Genomic DNA, 16,438 nt, shown 5'->3' with positions numbered 1-16,438 from the left:
TAAATTTCAGTCCGGATTGCTTTTGAATCCAGCTTGTGCGGACGGACTGTCCCAGTAAGGTACTTCGCCAATACGCGCCGACAGAAAATCAATAAATGAACGGACTTTGGCTGGCAAATAGCGGTTAGGCAGATAACAAGCATAAACATAGCGTTTTACCGGTATATATTCGGATAATACCGCTTGCAAATTGCCATTTTGCAGCTCTTTCCCGATGGTAAAGGTCGGTAACAGGGCAATGCCCAGGCCGCCAAGCACCGCTTGAGAAAGTGCATCATCATCATTAATACGCAATGTTCCTGAAACAGGGACTGCAATTTCTCCTTCCGGCCCATTGAAACGCCAATAACCTTGCTCACCCGAGAGCGTATAGTCAAGACAATTATGCTTGACCAGATCACTCGGCGTGAGCGGTACTCCGTGTCTATGAAAGTAATCCGGTGTGGCGCACAATTTCCGGCGTGCAGGCGCTAGTTTACGTGCAACCAGGTTGAGATCGGGTTCACCTGTGACGCGTATGATCACATCGTATCCTTCTTCCACGATATCCACTGGTCGGTCTGTAATGGTCATATCAATCCGGATTTCGGGGTAGCGTGCCAGAAAATCGGCAAGGGCAGGCGCCACGTGGAGTGTGCCAAATGCTACTGATGCACAGACTCTGAGCATACCGCGCGGCTCGGCATGCAAGCTTGTGACAACTTGTTCCGCATGCTCAGCTTCCTCCAGGATACGGATCGAGTGCTCCGCAAATGTCCTGCCTACTTCTGTCAGGCTGAGATGGCGCGTGCTACGATTAAGCAATCTTGCACCCAAATCAACCTCAAGTTTGGCGACGGCTTTACTTACCGCTGACCGTGATGTATCCATGCGGCGCGCTGCCTCAGCAAAGCTGCCCGCTTCTACAACACGAGCAAAAGTGGCAATAAGATTAAGATCTTGCATAAATAAGCCTTTTATTAAAGAAAGCCAAGGTTAATAATATTTCATTGTGTCCTAATTAACTACAATATGATTCATTTTAGATTACTTATTTTCTGATTATCTTATCAATATCATACATCCTAAAATAAAGTATCGGAATCGGATCATGAGAATGTTAAGTTTTTCCATTGAGATATAAGTGAAATTAATGGTATGTATAACATGGTTAATAATTGGAATAAAAAATAGAATCTTTCTCGATAACCTGATGCAAGTGTAGCACTGTAGACATAAAAGCACGTATTGTTAATCTAATTATTCCAGTTGAAAAATAAATAGGAATGTAAAGAGATAAGCATGATAAAAATTAAATTATTTAATTTAATGGTTTCGCTACCTCGGGTATTGCTGATTAACACAGTGGCTTTTGTTATCTCTCTTAGCTCAGTGACGGCAGTTGCTATAGCAGCAGGGAATTCTTATAACATTATCGAAGTTGCCATAGCTGATGTGGCAGTTGAAGACTGCAATTATTTAGGAAAAGTTTGGGGAACCTCGGAGTGGGGTAAATTATCCAAGAATGCAAGACGGCATAAAGCAGAAGACAGAGCGCTGAGAATGGCTTCAGAGCTTAATGCCACTCATCTTGTATGGCGGGAGCATTCAGCAGGATCTGATTCATATCCCCATGCGTCTGGTGACGCTTACCGCTGTGTAAAGGGGACAGGTGATATTGGAATGAAATAATTAATAATAATAATTGTAGTTTGGATTGGGGCGTGACTAAATAGCTTGTATTTAGCTGATTAAGTCATGCCATTTTATTTTCTACTTGCTGAGTTCTTCTTGTTTGCTTCGTTTCAAGTCGTTTATTTGTTCCATCAGAATTTTCTTTTCTGTTTCTAGTTCCAGGTATTCTGCGTAGAGCCGATCCATATCTGCTGTATATTGTTGTATTCGCTTCCGGCGCTCTACTTTGTTTTTTATCATTTCCTCGTAACTCGGGGGAGATCCGCCTATCGTTATTGGGGGTAAAAATTCGCTCATGGTGGCCGTTCCAACTTGCGGTTGAGGATATGCTCCGGTTTGAGGAGAAGAAATAACTTCCTCTTCCTGTCTTAATTCATAGCGACGAAGTTCTTGTATCATCTGGAATTGCTGAAAAACGTTCTGTTGATTCTGATGGATACTTAACAAGTTGGCTTCTAGCTGGCGAATTTGTTCGTCAATGGCGGACTCCGCCAGCAATGAAAGTGGATGCAGTAACAAGCAGAAAAGAAAAGCTAACGCTACGCTATACTTATTGCCGATGTAGATAGATCGCAAGATCTTGTTGGTAATGCTGAGTGTCAGAAAATTCATCATTTTCGATACGGACAATCTGGTTTAATACAATCTGCGTAGAGAGACAATGAGTGCTCATGCAGATTGAATCCACGATCTTTGGCAATTTTGACCTGGCGTTTCTCGATTTCTGCATCATAGAATTCTTCTACACGGCCGCATTGCAGACATACTAAATGATCATGATGCGAGTCACTACTTAACTCAAAAACTGCTTTGCCACTTTCGAAATGGTGGCGTTCAAGTAAGCCAGCTTGTTCAAACTGAGTTAACACACGGTAGACTGTCGCGAGACCAATATCTTCACCTTCATTGAGTAATTCCTTATAGACATCTTCTGCTGACAAGTGACGAACCGCACTACTCTCAAACAGATTGAGTATCTTTAGACGCGGGAGCGTCGTTTTTAGACCCATTGTTTTGAGGTCAATACTTTTGAGATCTTCAGATTTGCTCATGGTTTAATTAGTCCAGAAAATTATTTGCTGTATCATATAGCGCTTAGTTTGCCTTGAAAATACTCGCGCTTCGTATGCATTTAAATATACCATTATTACTTATTGCTGCTTTATTGTTTGGTTGTACCTATATTCCAGCGCTTCCCTATAAAATTGATATTCAGCAGGGAAATGTAGTCACTCAGGAAATGGTAAACAAATTAAAACCAGGAATGACCCGGTCTCAGGTGCGTTTTGTATTGGGTACGCCACTTATTACTGATGTTTTTCATAATGACCGCTGGGACTATTTTTATTATGTTGCACCACGCGGGTCGATGTCTGAGAAACGAAAGCTTACAGTAATTTTTGACGGCGATCGGCTTTCTCATCTAGAAGGAGATTTTCCACTTGCCACTTCTTCAGATAATTTTTTGCCGACTACACCGCCTAATGAAGAAGAACATTAACAATACATGGAAGAGGGGCGTGGCGCAAGTGATGAAGTTTCTCATGATCAATCTTTAAAGTGTTCTATAACAAGTAGCAGCGTATTATGAACTATATTGTTTGATTTGCAGACGTTCAATTGACCAGGACGTCAGAAGAGGAAGATAGTATTAAAGTAATTAACAATAGTTTTTTAGACAACGATGACAATTTTGAATATCGCAGTAGCAGGAAGTACCGGGCGCATGGGGCGAGTGCTTCTGGAAATGATTGCCGAGGCACCAGACATGCAATTGTCTGCTGCATTGGAACAAAAAGAAAATCCATTCTTGACGAAGGATGCGGGCGAGCTGATTGGAGCACCTTGTGGCATTCCTATCAGTAGTGATATTGCTGCGGCCTTGTCCGGTAGTGATGTGTTGATAGACTTTACCCGTCCTGCTGGCACACTTGCACATCTTGCTATCTGTCGAGCTGCAGGTGTAAAAATGGTTATTGGCACGACTGGATTCTCGGCGGATGAAAAAGAAGTGCTTAAAGCTGCCTCCGCAGATATTGCCATCGTATTTGCACCCAACATGAGCGTTGGCGTAAATATCATGTTTAAATTATTGGAAGTTGCCGCCAGCACCTTGCACAATGAATACGATATAGAGATAGTGGAGGCACATCACCGCCATAAAGTGGATGCCCCTTCCGGCACGGCATTGCGTATGGGCGAGATTATCGCGCAGACTCTGAATAGAGACTTGGCAAAAGTCGCAGTCTATGGGCGAGAAGGAGTTACTGGCGAGCGTGCTGCTGAAACGATTGGTTTTGCCACAATTCGTGGTGGCGATATCGTGGGTGATCATACTGCAATTTTTGCTGGCACAGGCGAGCGCATAGAAGTTACGCATAAGGCCAGCAGCCGCAAGACGTTTGCTATGGGCGCACTGCGCGCTGCGCGGTTCCTTGCTACGCAGCAAAATGGCTTGTTTGATATGCAAGATGTGCTAGGCTTGCGCTAAAGGGAATCATATCGTGATTATCCAGTTTGATTATGGCAACTTACGCTATTGGTGATATACAAGGGTGTTATCAGGAATTCCGGCAGCTTATTGAATTAATTGGCTTTAATGCCACGAGAGATAAATTGTGGCTAGTGGGTGACATCGTCAATCGCGGACCGAATTCGTTAATTTTGCTGCGTTCTATCATTACACTGGGTGATGCCGTTATTACGGTGCTAGGCAATCATGACTTGCATTTACTGTTGGTTGCAGAGGGTTTAGCCAAACAGCACTCAAGTGATACATTACAGGCTATTCTGGATGCGCCTGACCGTCATGGTTTGTTAAGCTGGTTGCGTCATCAAAAATTGTTTTATGCTGATGATGACTATGCTTTGGTGCATGCTGGCTTGCTGCCATGCTGGAATATCTCTCAGGCAGGCGAGCTTGCACGGGAAGTGGAGGTCGCCCTATGTGGGGATAATTTTCATGAGTTTTTCTTACATATGTACGGCAATGAACCAAATTCCTGGCATGACGATTTAGCTGGCTATGATCGTTTGCGTGTGATTATTAATGCGATGACCCGCCTGCGTGTCTGTACGCTAGACGGCAGAATGGATTTTTCCTATAAAGGACAACTTCAATCTATTCCTTCAGGTTTGTTACCCTGGTTTGAGGTGCCTAATCGTGCCAGTGAATCGACTACAGTTATTTTTGGCCATTGGTCTGCACTTGGTTTGCAGATCAGAGAAAACTTGATTGCACTGGATACGGGTTGTCTCTGGGGAGGAAGGCTTACAGCAATTCGCCTGGAAGATCGGAAAGTTTTTCAGGTACCTTGCGCGCAACTGGCAGGTGCAGCGCTTCAGAAATAGCATGTTCTGACAAGCGTGCCAGTTCGCGCCGATTTCTGTCTTTACAGTTAATCGGAGGCAAAAAAATTAATTCTGTCTTAATGGCGGATTGATTCAGAATAAGTTGCAATGATTCTAATATCGTCACGTTAACATAGGCGACACTTGTATTACGTACGTTAGTGATATCACGGTAACTGATCGCAACCGGGTAAAGAGTGGCTTGCGCGCTAACTGCGGACTGAAGCAGGGAAGCGTGAAAGTGTAGAAGAACCGTGCCATCGCTGGTGGTGCCTTCCGGGAAGATAGCGATGCTGTCCCCCGCAATTAATGCCTCACTAATGTCCTGGTTAACGCGGAGGGTATCATTGCGTTTCTCGCGTTCGATAAAAATCGTACCTACATTACGGCACAGGATATTAAGCAGGGGCCAACTGAGAACCTCGGATTTGGCTACAAATCTGACCGGATACATCGTCAGGATAATCATGATATCCAGCCAGGAAATATGATTGGCAACTAATATGACAGAGTGCTTATCTTCAGGAGGTAAGGAGCCAGTGCAACTTAGTTGGATATTCAGAATTTCTAGCAGACTTCTTGCCCATTTCCGTGCCATGTATCGTTGTATGGAGCGGTTGAAATAAGGATAAACCAGAGACTGAATCAAACCTGACAGGATATGAAGCAACAATCTAATCAACCGCAGGAGCTGCGTTATTTTAGAAGTCTGGGTGCTATTCATGAGTTAATAACAAGGGCTAATGTACCTATCGTTTAAATATAAGCTCGCCTAATGGTTTTTGAACGTTAATCTCTATTCAATTCTTAACGATGAAGCTTACTTTAGTGACTGTAGATTGATATCAACCTTAAATAGAACAGGGCTCTAGAAAATTCGATTGCCGAATGCTTCGAAATAAAGCTGATCAATTTCATTGCGACTGAATGTATGATTCTGCCCGCCACGATGTGCAATCTTGATGGCGCCTAGCAACGATGCAAGCTGACCAGTTGTCTGCCAATCCATGCTATGAGTGATGCCATACAGCAACCCTGCCCGGTAAGCGTCACCACAGCCAGTCGGATCGATGATTGCAGCGGGTTTAACACTGGAAATTTCGATCTGCTGACCCTCAGCATAAATAGTGGAACCATGCGCGCCTTTAGTCACGATCAAAGCTTCGACTTTGTCTGCAAGCTCATTTAATGAGTACTGCGTTCGTTCTTGCAATAATTGTCCTTCATAATCATTCACTGCAATGTAGTCGGCCTTCTCGATAAAATCAATCAAGTCATCACCGCTGAACATAGGCAGTCCTTGCCCAGGATCAAATATAAAGGGAATGCCGCATTCCTGAAACTCGCGCGCATGCGTAATCATACCTTCGCGACCATCAGGTGCAATGATGCCCAGATTGATATTTACTGTATCTTTTATCGAATTATAGTGGGAAAAATTCATGGCGCCAGGATGAAAGGCTGTAATCTGGTTATCATCCAAATCGGTGGTAATAAATGCCTGCGCAGTAAAGGTGTCATCGATTTGCTGAATATAGGTTGTAGCTAGATTCAGTTTTTCCAGACGATGGGCGTAAGGCTGAAAATCATTGCCGACTGTCGCCATCATCAGTGGGTTGCCACCCAGCATATTTAGATTGTAGGCTATATTAGCAGCGCATCCGCCAAACTCGCGGCGCATGTCAGGAACAAGAAAAGCGACATTTAATACATGAAGTTTGTCAGGTAGAATATGATGCTTGAAATAGTCTTGAAACACCATTATGGTGTCATAGGCAATAGAACCACATATCAGTGTATGCATTGTTGCTAGTATTGAAGCTAGAGAGTGTGTCTGAGTGACATGAACAAGATTTCTCCCCGGCCAGGAATGCTCTGGCTACCTAAGCAGGCTAGCCAGGGAGGTTGCTAATCGTTGCGAAATACCAGCAAGATTAATTGGGCTTCCAGGATAAATCTAGTTCCCGCGCAGCTTTGACGTCATCCAGTTTACGTGACGGCATATTGTGTGGCGCAGTTTTAACCAGGTCTGGTTGTTGCTCGATCTCAAGCAGAATTTCCTTCATGGCGGCAACAAATGCATCTAATGTTTCTTTCGACTCTGTTTCGGCTGGTTCTATGAGCAGACACTCGGGAATCAATATCGGAAAATAGGTCGTGGGCGCATGATAGCCTTTATCCAACAGGCGTTTGGCCAAATTCATCGCAGTGACACCGGTCTTTTCCTTAATATCCTTGAGTGTGACGATGAATTCATGGCTGGCGCGGCGTGTCGGGAAAGCAATTTCAAAGCCGGCCCGACGCAATTCCGCCATTAAATAATTGGCATTGAGTGCGGCATGTTCAGAAACACGATTCATCCCTTCAGCGCCTAGTAACCGTACATACACATATGCACGCAGCAAGACTCCCGCATTACCCATATGTGCCGATAGCCGGCCAATCGTTTGCGGAAAATCTTTTTCTGTTAGCCAGCGATAGATTCCTTTTTCCTGCGTTACCATGGGAACGGGCAAGAATGGCAATAAGCGCTCCGCCACACCAACTGGGGCAGCGCCGGGACCGCCTCCGCCATGCGGTGTCGAGAAAGTTTTATGCAAGTTGATATGAATAACATCGAACCCCATATCTCCAGGCTTGACTTTACCAAGAACCGCATTAAGGTTGGCGCCGTCATAGTACAGTAAGCCGCCGGCTTCATGGACGATGCGGCTCATCTCCGCGATGTTTTCCTCGAAAACACCCAGCGTTGAAGGATTGGTCAGCATTAAGCCAGCAGTTTGTGGACCAACTGCTGCTTTTAATGCAGCCATGTCGACATTACCTTCTTTATCTGTCGCTATTTCAACGACTTTGTATCCGCACATGACGGCTGTCGCCGGGTTTGTGCCATGAGCTGCATCAGGAATGATGATTTCTGTGCGATTCTTGTCGCCATGTGCTTCATGGTAGGCGCGTATCATCATGACGCCAATGAGTTCACCTTGCGCACCAGCCATAGGTGTCAGACTGACGCCCGCCATTCCTGTTACATCTTTTAATATTTCCTGCAATTCGTACATGCAGGCGAGAAAACCTTGTCCGGTGTTTTCTGGTGCTAATGGGTGTCGCGCCAGAAATTGCGGTAACATTGCTAGCGCATTGCAAGCACGCGGATTGTATTTCATCGTACAGGAACCCAATGGGTAGAATTCCGTATCGATTGAAAAATTCTTTTGAGAAAGACGAGTGTAATGACGTACCGCATCCATCTCGGAGACTTCCGGAAGAAGCATGGGTGACTTACGCAGCAGATTTTGTGGAATATTTTGCTTTTCTGCTTTAGTGGCCGGAGATTGCGAATAATTGCGTCGTCCTGGGCGTGAGTGTTCAAATATCAACATATTGGTTTCATATAATTGGAAAATTAATTCAAAGCAGCCAAAGCTGCATCGTAATTGGGTTCGTTCTTGATTTCTGGTGCTAATTCTGCATGAATCACGCTATCGTTCTTGTCTAACACGATAACTGCACGTGCAGTTATCCCCGCAAGCGGTCTGTCGGCAATGACAGCGTCATAATTACGCATAAGGCCAGTACCTCGCATGGTAGACAGAACCACGGCTTTGTCTAATCCCTCTGCTTGACAAAAATGCCCCATTGCAAAGGGAAGGTCTACGGAATCAGCCAGCATGGCATCATCCTCCAGATCTTTATTAACCAGCGAGAATGCAGGTGCCTTGCCATCAACCTTCAGCAAAGTGCCTTCAATTTTAATTGGCTTGCCAGCAAGCGTAACCATGATTACTGCCTTTATGACATCAGTTAAATGAAAATGATGAAAGTTTCAATCACTGGTATTTTTTTAGGATCTGCCCGAGCGTTTCGCTGTATTTGTTTAAATCATTAACTGTCTTGGTTTCAGTGGCGCATACCAGCAGCGTATTATTTAATTCAGGATAATGCTCATGTAGATTTAATCCTCCCAGAATATGCTGTTCCTTGAGTGCTTGCAGAATTTCACTGACCGGACCAGGCAGTGTCAGGGCAGCTTCATGAAAACAAGGCCCGTGGTAAGCTCGTTTTACCCCTGGTAATTTCTCCAGTTGCTCTACTAGCTGTAACGTATTGGCATGTGATTGGGCAGCAACCCGGCGTAATCCTTCAGGGCCGAGTAAAGACATATAAATCGTCGCTGCTGTCACCATTAATCCTTGATTGGTACAGATATTGGAAGTTGCCTTAGAGCGACGGATATGTTGTTCACGGGCTTGCAAGGTCAGCACAAAACCTGGTTTGTTATCTAAATCGACCGTTCTACCAATAATGCGTCCTGGCATTTGCCGAACCAGCTCATTCTTGCAAGCCATAAAGCCAAAATAAGGTCCGCCACTGGAAAGAGGGATACCCAGGGGTTGACCTTCACCCACTGCAATATCTGCCCCTTCGGCACCCCATTCACCTGGTGGCGTCAGCATGGCGAGCGACATTGGATTAACGACAGCGATCACGAGTGAATGTTTAGCATGTGCCCAATCGGTGATAGCATCGACTTGCTCAAGAACGCCAAAGAAATTGGGCTGAGGAACGACGAGCGCAGCAAATTCCTCTTGACCGAATTGCTCCAGATGTTCGGGGAGTACCTGTCCCGACTCAGGGCAGAAGGGGGTCTCTACGACTTCAATGTTCTGGTTATTGACGATGGCGCGCAATACCTTGCGGTAAACAGGATGAACAGTGCGAGATACCAGAATCCGGCGTGATGTCTTGTGTTGGCGTACAGCCATCAGTGCAGCCTCAGCGAGCGCCGTTGCGCCATCATATAGACTGGCATTTGAGACATCCATGCCAGTCAATGAAGCCATCATCGTTTGATATTCATATAATAGCTGGAGCGTCCCCTGACTTGCTTCGGCCTGATAGGGCGTATAGGAGGAATAGAACTCACCGCGCGTGGTAATTTGCCAGACTGCCGCAGGAATATGGTGCTCATAGGCGCCAGCACCAATGAAATTAAGATAAAATCCATCTGCTTGTGCACGCTCAAGCATGAGCCTTGATATCTCCATTTCGGACATGCCTGGAGGTACGCGTGTTAATGTGCCCGTTTTCAGGGAAGGAGGAATTTCATCAAATAATTCTTCGATCGAGCTTGCTCCGATACTTGCAAGCATCTCTACAACATCTTCTTCAGTATGAGGAATAAATGGCATGATTGGTAGATTTAAAATAATTTAGAGCAATAAATCAGAAACAAAAGAATTGGACGTTAATGCTCTTCACTTTCCAATACTTTTTCGTATCCCTGAGCATCAAGTAAGCTTTCCAGGTCGGCAGCATTAGCCAGTTTCAATTTGAACAGCCACGCAAGATAGGGATCCTGATTAATTTTTTCCGGCGAAGACTCCAGTTCGGAGTTCACTGCGACCACTTCACCTGCGAGAGGAGAATAGACATCAGCAGCAGCCTTGACTGACTCTACTACAGCACATTCCTCTTTTTGTGCGAGTGTGCGACCGATTTTTGGCAGCTCAACAAATACCATATCGCCAAGTAATTCCTGGGCGTGCTGGGTGATGCCTATCGTGACGGTGCCATCACTCTCAGCTTTTATCCACTCATGTGATTTTGTATATTTTAGATGTGTTGGAATGCTCATTTTATTTCTCCAAAATTAGGAAAGGTTTTAATGTTCTTGGTGTTAAACCAGAATTTGGCCATTTCGTACAAATGGATATTTCACGACTTTAGCAGCGAGTTTCTTGTCTCGTACTAATACATGAACATCTTCACCGACGGTGACTTCTACTGGAATTCGTGCTAACGCAATGGATTGATTAATCGTGGGCGAAAAACCGCCGCTCGTAATTTCTCCCTCACCCTCATTTTGATCATGCTGTGTGATAACTTTTTGATGGCTACGCAGTACGCCTTTGTCTAATAATAATAGACCTGCTAATTGTCGTTTGATAGGAGTCTGCAGAAGGGCTTGCTTTCCAATAAAATCACGTTCACTTTTCAGATCGACTGTCCAAGCCAAACCTGATTCGAGAGGATTGGTCGTTTCATCCATATCCTGGCCATAAAGATTCATCCCTGCTTCCAGACGCAGTGTATCGCGAGCACCTAACCCTGCGGGCGCTACGCCTGCTGTGTGTAACTTTTTCCAGAAATCGACTGCGTCGCTAGCGGGTAAAATAATCTCGAAGCCATCCTCGCCCGTATAACCTGTGCGTGCAATAAAATACTGGTCGAATGCTGTTGATTGGAATTGCTTCAGATTTTCCGTAACAGCTTGCGTACCTGGGATGACTTGCCAGACCTTGGTGCGTGCATTGGGACCTTGTACGGCGATCATTGCCAAGTCGCGACGTGGTTTTATGTCAAAATCTGGTGCGGATTTATCACGCTGTAAAGTGATCCATGCAATATCTTTATCCGCAGTTCCCGCATTGACAACTAATCGAAACCAGGTCTCGGATAAGAAATAGATGATGAGATCATCAATAATCCCACCATCAGGATTGAGCATGCAAGTATAAAGTGCTTTGCCGGACACAGTGAGCTTATCTACATTATTGGCTACCAGTTGCCGCAGGAAATTGCGAACATGTTCGCCTTGAATATCAACGACTAGCATATGGGATACATCGAACATACCAGCATCTTGTCTAACTTTATGGTGCTCGTCTAGTTGCGATCCATAATGAAGTGGCATATCCCATCCACCAAAATCAACCATTTTGGCGTTCATGTCCCGGTGAGCCTGATTAAGAGGGGTTGTTTTTAACACAGATTTTCTCCCTAAGATAAAAAATGAAGTCTACTCATATGACTTCACCCCTCTGTCCTTTTACCTGAGAGTTTTACGGTAGAACTCTATCCGTGTGCCCCTTCGGTGGCTGAACTCACTGTTCGGCGCTCTCCAGATTGCCTGTCACAAGCAGTTTTTTAGTCAATGCAGTTTGAATTAACTATACCTGAGCGATTCCGGGGGGGTTACGCCTTCGGCGGCGCTCAAAAAAGCGCTCTCTCCTGCTTGGATATAAAATAGCAGTTCGCCACTATACCTTAGCTAGGAGAGCTAAACAAGATGGTTATATAAACCCTTCTTTTTGTATTGTAGGAAATCAAGGATTCTTCCCGCTTGCCTTGTAATTTGAGAGAAATCATCGTATAAAGACATAAGATATTTATGTTAACTTGGGGTGTGGCATCATTTCATTCAGTTTATTTATAAAGTATCAATTCTAGCAATATTGAGCCTGTATTATTCGTTTCAGCTTATTATCAACTACTAGGCTAAGAGTAGAAATTTTATTTGTTAAGTTGGAAGTAAATTGAAATTTGACGAGCACCTTCTGAAAAGGTATATTAGCCGTCTTTCCGGGGTGTAGCGTAGCCTGGTAGCGCGCCTGGTTTGGGACCAGGATGTCGGGAGTTCAAATCTCTCCACCCCGACCAGTTTTGTGTATCACTGTGTTGGATTAAGCCCGGTTTGAGTAGTGCCCGTAGCTCAACCGGATAGAGCACCAGCCTTCTAAGCTGGGGGTTACAGGTTCGATTCCTGTCGGGCACGCCAGGATAGCATCTTTAATTTACAAAAATTATTTTAAGAGTAATTAGAGTACTGGTTTGTAGTAGATGGTGGCTGTAGCTCAGTGGTAGAGTCCCGGATTGTGATTCCGGTTGTCGTGGGTTCAATCCCCATCAGCCACCCCAACAGCTTAAACTTTTTTGAATGAATCAATAAATACCCCGGCAAAGCCGGGAATTTTATTTTCTTCAAAAAGTGCCTCTATCATTATAGTATTGTCAACGATGAGCGCAGACTCATCATATCGAAGTCGTTTGGCTATACCGTTGATTCTTCTATTTTTATTCTAGATATAAGCGTGCATCGAATGCTCTCCTGAGCATTGTGAAAAAAAGATATTTTTCCGGATCTGGAAATATTTGCTCGTGAATCTTTTGTCTGATTGCTATGTTTCTTGGGCTTGGTCGGTTTTGCTTGAATTGCAAAGTTGCTGACTGTCCGTAACCAGTCTTCTAATAGATGCAGTTTTTTGGGTTACATCGGGTGATCTGGGTGTCAGTGCATCGATTGTCTTGGCCGGCTGCAGTCGTTTCTCGTTAAGATGCTAATCAGTTCATTATTTATGCCTGATGTCATTGGCTTTGATCTGGAGCAGCAGCATTTTTTTGCTTGCGGGAATCTGCTTCGCTTTCATTCACATTACTCCTTCATAAAACGTCTCCGATTGGAGACAAAGTATATCCTGCAAAAACAATCAGTTATATGCCACAATTGAAAAATGGTTAAATACTGGCGACAAGTATTCATCATGTCGTTTGTGAAAATTCTATGGATTATATGTAAGCTTATGATTGTATGATATAAATATACTATGGCACGGATATTGCTCCCAATATAGTCAATCATATCTTAATGATTGCTCTATCAATTTACTTATTAGTACGAATACTGATTGCCGGTAAGAATGCTAAACAATTCGATAGTCTTCAGGCTTGATTAAGGTTGCTTGGTGATAATGCCGGTTAATCAGGCTTTTTGAAGTTTTAACTTCATTCAAATTTTATACACAAATAAAGTAGAGGAGTAAGAAGTGCCTAGAAAAGGAATTATTAAATTAAGAACAATACCAGCTTTATTTATGTTGTTAGCAGCGCCAGCATTTATGGTTGGATCTGTATCTGCTGCGGATAAGTCGACATCTGAGGACAGACGGGGATTTGAGAATAGACGAACATCCGAGGACAGACGTGTATCTGAGGATAGGGGTGCATCTGAAAATAGACGGGCATCTAAGGGTAAGCAAGCACCAACAGATAGCGATGGTAGTTCTGATCGTTTGCCGAATATGTTTACCGCGGTTAATAGTCATGGTGAAGATGCAACTTATAGCACAGAAGGTTTTATTGATCTTAATAATCCTTTTTTTAAAAATTTGGGAGAGAATGGCCGTAGCTGCGCTTCCTGTCATGTTCCTTCTCAAGGATGGACGATAACACCCAAAGGAGTGCAGGCGCTCTTTGAAGAAACACAGGGTATGGATCCACTTTTCCGGCCAGTTGATGGCGCCAATAATCCTAATCCGCTTAATCATCCGGATCAGTTAACACTGGAAGAACGTCGCAGCGCTTATAGCATGCTGCTGAACAAGGCAAACATACGTGTGGGGATTGGTATGCCTGCTGACGCGGAATTCGAGTTAGTTGAAGCTGATGACCCTTATGGTTTTGCGAGTGAAAAGGAGTTGTCTCTATTCCGTCGCCCAATGCCAACTACCAATCTTAAATTTTTAAGTGCTGTCATGTGGGATGGTCGTGAAACAACGCAAGATTCAAGTTCCGGCGATTGCATTTCTGGAACTTCAGATTGTTTTTCTCCTATATCAGTTAATTTATCAACTCAAGCCAATAATGCTACCACGGGCCATGCCGAAGCGTTGCGGGATTTGTCTGCTGAAGAGCGTGAAGCGATTGTAGCGTTTGAATCGAGCTTATACACAGCGCAAGTGCAGCATAGTGATGCCGGTAAGCTGACAGCGGAGAAAGCGCGTGGTGGTCCTAAAGCGATGTTACAACAAGATTATTATTTTGGTATTAATGATACCCTCGCCGGGGATTATCAGACTGGCGAGAAATTTAATCCTAATGCAATGTCACTTTATAATAGCTGGAATCGTTTTAAATCTAACAAATCATCGGATAGTGCTAAGAAGGCGCGTGCGGCCATTGCACGCGGACAAACGCTCTTTAATACAAAGCCTATTCAGATCAGTGGCGTTAAGGGGCTCAATGATGATTTGAATACCGACGTGCTTCCCGGTACTTGCACAACATGCCATAACACTCCGAATTCTGGCAATCACTCAACACCGATGCCGCTGGATATTGGTGTCTCTGACGCATCACGTCGTACACCAGATATGCCGCTATATACACTGAGAAACAAAGAGACTGGTGAGACTGTTCAAACAACCGATCCAGGCCGTGCTCTGATGACGGGTAAATGGAAAGATATTGGCCGCTTTAAAGGGCCTATTCTGCGTTCCGTAGCATCGCGACCACCTTACTTCCACGATGGTTCTGCGGCAGATTTGCCGGCAGTCGTCGAGTTTTACGACACACGCTTTAATATTGGCCTTACCGAGAAAGAGAAGGCTGATCTTGTTGCATTCTTGTCTGCACTGTAACATTTCCTCTTGAATGAATATGTAGTGCGTGTTTCTCTTTGAAGTTAGGAATCTGTTGGGCTTGAGATTAATCTATTGTACCAGTGGGAGTCATATCTGGTTTGCTGCGATTGCTCACAAGTACGGCAGATTTCTGAAGCAAAGTGCGCATTGCCATCGTATGAAATTAGCCGCAATGTTGCGGCGCTGTGTTTTTAGTCAAATACTCCTGCTTTACAGGGGAGTATTTGATCTAGAGAAATCCGGAATAAGTAAATGTATAGCGTTTCAATCGAGTCAATTTCGATTTGGCGAAAGGTTTTTCCAATAATCCCACTGGCATTATTTAATTGTGCAGGGTTTCTATAAATCCTAAAGAGGAGACGCTGAAATATCGTTTTAGTCTATGTCGTGGTAATCTTTGCTTTAAGTGTTCATAAATCTTAGAGATGCTAAACGATATGGATTTTTCTCCTTTGGTTTCACAAGCAGACATTAATAAACAAGTTTTTTCAGGAAGGTGCCTGTTAGGTATTCCGGAATATCCAGAGCGGCAGGATCTGCATGCCGAGCTTAATGCGGATGTTTATGAGCTGATCAGTATTCCGGCACAGCTTTCGCATTTAGTGCTTTTGTCTGATCGGCAACAAATTGATCAGGAGCGCCACTTAATTATTCAACTTTGCCATCGTTTCGGTATTTTGCCACCTAATACACACTTTGATCAATTCAGTGCTGATTTGGGTGATTTTCGGTTACGGTGGGAACGCCATACTGAATACTCGACATATACAATATATTGCAAAGGGCCGTTTGATACTCCTTTCGCGCAGCCTGCTATTAGCTATGTCCCTAAAGAGTGGTTAGCCAGCTTGCCTGGTGAAGTGTTGGTGGCGACGCATATCGCATTGGATGATCGATCCCGTCCTAGCCGTAGCCTGAGTGAGCTAGCTAGTCTATTTTCGTCCAATACCGTGATTGGTTCGAAAGTTTCGGGGGGGAGCGCCAGCGTCTGGAGTGATAACCAGATTCATGCGGATGGTTTTAGCCGAATCTTGATCCACGATGATAACTTACGCAGCCGCCAGGTTGGAAGGTTGGTTCAGCGTCTGCTGGAAATCGAGACATACCGTATGCTGGCGATACTGCCGTTAACGCTAACGCGTAAAGTGATTTCGCAATTGGAGCGCTACGATGATCGTTTAACTGAGCTGATTACTGGTAATGAATTGACT

General features: G+C 44.4%; 16 protein-coding genes, 3 tRNA genes and 1 riboswitch. Of the genes, 9 read left to right on the top strand and 10 right to left on the bottom strand.

Features of this window, described 5'->3' with window-relative positions:
• Positions 1-6: 6 nt before the first annotated feature.
• A complete protein-coding gene (locus J5I83_RS02575; RefSeq protein ID WP_304053059.1) occupies positions 7-945 on the bottom strand; it encodes a LysR family transcriptional regulator in 939 nt (312 codons plus the stop codon).
• A gap of 336 nt (positions 946-1,281) precedes the next feature.
• Between J5I83_RS02575 and J5I83_RS02570 the strand changes: the two genes are divergently transcribed.
• On the top strand, positions 1,282-1,671 hold the full coding sequence (locus J5I83_RS02570) for a hypothetical protein (protein WP_304053058.1): 390 nt from the start codon (positions 1,282-1,284) through the stop codon (positions 1,669-1,671).
• Positions 1,672-1,752: 81 nt separating this feature from the next.
• Here J5I83_RS02570 and J5I83_RS02565 read toward each other — a convergent pair whose 3' ends face one another.
• A complete protein-coding gene (locus tag J5I83_RS02565; protein WP_304053057.1) occupies positions 1,753-2,289 on the bottom strand; it encodes a hypothetical protein in 537 nt (178 codons plus the stop codon).
• A complete protein-coding gene (fur, locus tag J5I83_RS02560; RefSeq protein ID WP_304053055.1) occupies positions 2,286-2,726 on the bottom strand; it encodes a ferric iron uptake transcriptional regulator in 441 nt (146 codons plus the stop codon). Before fur ends, J5I83_RS02565 begins: the two co-directional genes overlap by 4 nt.
• Positions 2,727-2,779: 53 nt before the next feature.
• On the opposite strand from fur, the gene J5I83_RS02555 reads away from it, so the two are divergent.
• The 3 genes from J5I83_RS02555 (at position 2,780) to J5I83_RS02545 (ending at position 5,025) form a co-directional block, all read left to right on the top strand.
• Entirely contained in the window at positions 2,780-3,175 is a 396-nt protein-coding gene (locus J5I83_RS02555) for an outer membrane protein assembly factor BamE (RefSeq protein WP_304053054.1), read from the top strand.
• A 183-nt stretch (positions 3,176-3,358) separates the two neighbouring features.
• Positions 3,359-4,165 carry a 4-hydroxy-tetrahydrodipicolinate reductase gene (gene dapB / locus J5I83_RS02550; RefSeq protein ID WP_304053052.1) on the top strand — a complete coding sequence of 269 codons (807 nt, stop codon included), beginning with the start codon at positions 3,359-3,361 and terminating at the stop codon, positions 4,163-4,165.
• Between the two features lie 32 nt (positions 4,166-4,197).
• Positions 4,198-5,025 carry a symmetrical bis(5'-nucleosyl)-tetraphosphatase gene (locus tag J5I83_RS02545; RefSeq protein WP_304053051.1) on the top strand — a complete coding sequence of 276 codons (828 nt, stop codon included), beginning with the start codon at positions 4,198-4,200 and terminating at the stop codon, positions 5,023-5,025.
• Here the strand turns inward: J5I83_RS02545 and J5I83_RS02540 are convergent.
• The 7 genes from J5I83_RS02540 to gcvT form a co-directional block, all read right to left on the bottom strand.
• On the bottom strand, positions 4,946-5,749 hold the full coding sequence (locus J5I83_RS02540) for a lysophospholipid acyltransferase family protein (protein ID WP_304053050.1): 804 nt from the start codon (positions 5,747-5,749) through the stop codon (positions 4,946-4,948). The two genes, J5I83_RS02545 and J5I83_RS02540, sit on opposite strands and share 80 nt — an antisense overlap.
• Before the next feature lie 144 nt (positions 5,750-5,893).
• Entirely contained in the window at positions 5,894-6,829 is a 936-nt protein-coding gene (locus tag J5I83_RS02535) for a carbohydrate kinase family protein (protein WP_304053049.1), read from the bottom strand.
• 130 nt (positions 6,830-6,959) lie between these two features.
• On the bottom strand, positions 6,960-8,408 hold the full coding sequence (gcvPB, locus tag J5I83_RS02530) for an aminomethyl-transferring glycine dehydrogenase subunit GcvPB (RefSeq protein WP_304053048.1): 1,449 nt from the start codon (positions 8,406-8,408) through the stop codon (positions 6,960-6,962).
• 23 nt (positions 8,409-8,431) lie between these two features.
• Positions 8,432-8,806, bottom strand: coding sequence for a redoxin family protein (locus tag J5I83_RS02525; protein ID WP_304053047.1), 375 nt, complete (start codon positions 8,804-8,806; stop codon positions 8,432-8,434).
• Between the two features lie 49 nt (positions 8,807-8,855).
• Complete coding sequence (gcvPA, locus tag J5I83_RS02520; RefSeq protein WP_304053046.1) at positions 8,856-10,217, bottom strand: aminomethyl-transferring glycine dehydrogenase subunit GcvPA; 1,362 nt, start codon at positions 10,215-10,217, stop codon at positions 8,856-8,858.
• A gap of 56 nt (positions 10,218-10,273) precedes the next feature.
• Positions 10,274-10,663 carry a glycine cleavage system protein GcvH gene (gene gcvH, locus J5I83_RS02515; protein WP_304053045.1) on the bottom strand — a complete coding sequence of 130 codons (390 nt, stop codon included), beginning with the start codon at positions 10,661-10,663 and terminating at the stop codon, positions 10,274-10,276.
• A gap of 42 nt (positions 10,664-10,705) precedes the next feature.
• Entirely contained in the window at positions 10,706-11,797 is a 1,092-nt protein-coding gene (gene gcvT, locus J5I83_RS02510; protein WP_304053044.1) for a glycine cleavage system aminomethyltransferase GcvT, read from the bottom strand.
• A 42-nt stretch (positions 11,798-11,839) separates the two neighbouring features.
• Positions 11,840-11,943: riboswitch (glycine riboswitch) on the bottom strand.
• 448 nt (positions 11,944-12,391) lie between these two features.
• Here gcvT and J5I83_RS02505 point away from each other — a divergent pair.
• From J5I83_RS02505 to J5I83_RS02485, 5 genes are all read left to right on the top strand, one after another.
• Positions 12,392-12,468 (top strand) — tRNA-Pro (locus J5I83_RS02505).
• Between the two features lie 41 nt (positions 12,469-12,509).
• A tRNA-Arg gene (locus tag J5I83_RS02500) sits at positions 12,510-12,586 on the top strand.
• A 65-nt stretch (positions 12,587-12,651) separates the two neighbouring features.
• Positions 12,652-12,726: transfer RNA gene (locus J5I83_RS02495), tRNA-His, on the top strand.
• A 905-nt stretch (positions 12,727-13,631) separates the two neighbouring features.
• Positions 13,632-15,224 carry a cytochrome c peroxidase gene (locus J5I83_RS02490; protein ID WP_304053043.1) on the top strand — a complete coding sequence of 531 codons (1,593 nt, stop codon included), beginning with the start codon at positions 13,632-13,634 and terminating at the stop codon, positions 15,222-15,224.
• A gap of 440 nt (positions 15,225-15,664) precedes the next feature.
• A partial coding sequence (locus tag J5I83_RS02485; RefSeq protein ID WP_304053042.1) for a DUF3422 domain-containing protein occupies positions 15,665-16,438 on the top strand: 774 nt, incomplete at its 3' end.

Origin of the sequence: Nitrosomonas communis (assembly GCF_024102715.1) — a bacterium.
Lineage (GTDB): Bacteria > Pseudomonadota > Gammaproteobacteria > Burkholderiales > Nitrosomonadaceae > Nitrosomonas > Nitrosomonas communis_B.
Note: the sequence above shows the minus strand (reverse complement) of the source record. Positions and strands in the feature narration are given on the sequence as shown.

Coding starts and splice junctions, on each gene's coding strand:
- J5I83_RS02535 (WP_304053049.1), bottom strand. CDS start 6,829: ATGCATACACTGATATGTGGTTCTATTGCCTATGACACCATAATGGTG.
- dapB (WP_304053052.1), top strand. CDS start 3,359: ATGACAATTTTGAATATCGCAGTAGCAGGAAGTACCGGGCGCATGGGG.
- J5I83_RS02570 (WP_304053058.1), top strand. CDS start 1,282: ATGATAAAAATTAAATTATTTAATTTAATGGTTTCGCTACCTCGGGTA.
- J5I83_RS02545 (WP_304053051.1), top strand. CDS start 4,198: ATGGCAACTTACGCTATTGGTGATATACAAGGGTGTTATCAGGAATTC.
- gcvH (WP_304053045.1), bottom strand. CDS start 10,663: ATGAGCATTCCAACACATCTAAAATATACAAAATCACATGAGTGGATA.
- gcvPA (WP_304053046.1), bottom strand. CDS start 10,217: ATGCCATTTATTCCTCATACTGAAGAAGATGTTGTAGAGATGCTTGCA.
- gcvPB (WP_304053048.1), bottom strand. CDS start 8,408: ATGTTGATATTTGAACACTCACGCCCAGGACGACGCAATTATTCGCAA.
- J5I83_RS02565 (WP_304053057.1), bottom strand. CDS start 2,289: ATGATGAATTTTCTGACACTCAGCATTACCAACAAGATCTTGCGATCT.
- J5I83_RS02540 (WP_304053050.1), bottom strand. CDS start 5,749: ATGAATAGCACCCAGACTTCTAAAATAACGCAGCTCCTGCGGTTGATT.
- J5I83_RS02575 (WP_304053059.1), bottom strand. CDS start 945: ATGCAAGATCTTAATCTTATTGCCACTTTTGCTCGTGTTGTAGAAGCG.
- fur (WP_304053055.1), bottom strand. CDS start 2,726: ATGAGCAAATCTGAAGATCTCAAAAGTATTGACCTCAAAACAATGGGT.
- J5I83_RS02525 (WP_304053047.1), bottom strand. CDS start 8,806: ATGGTTACGCTTGCTGGCAAGCCAATTAAAATTGAAGGCACTTTGCTG.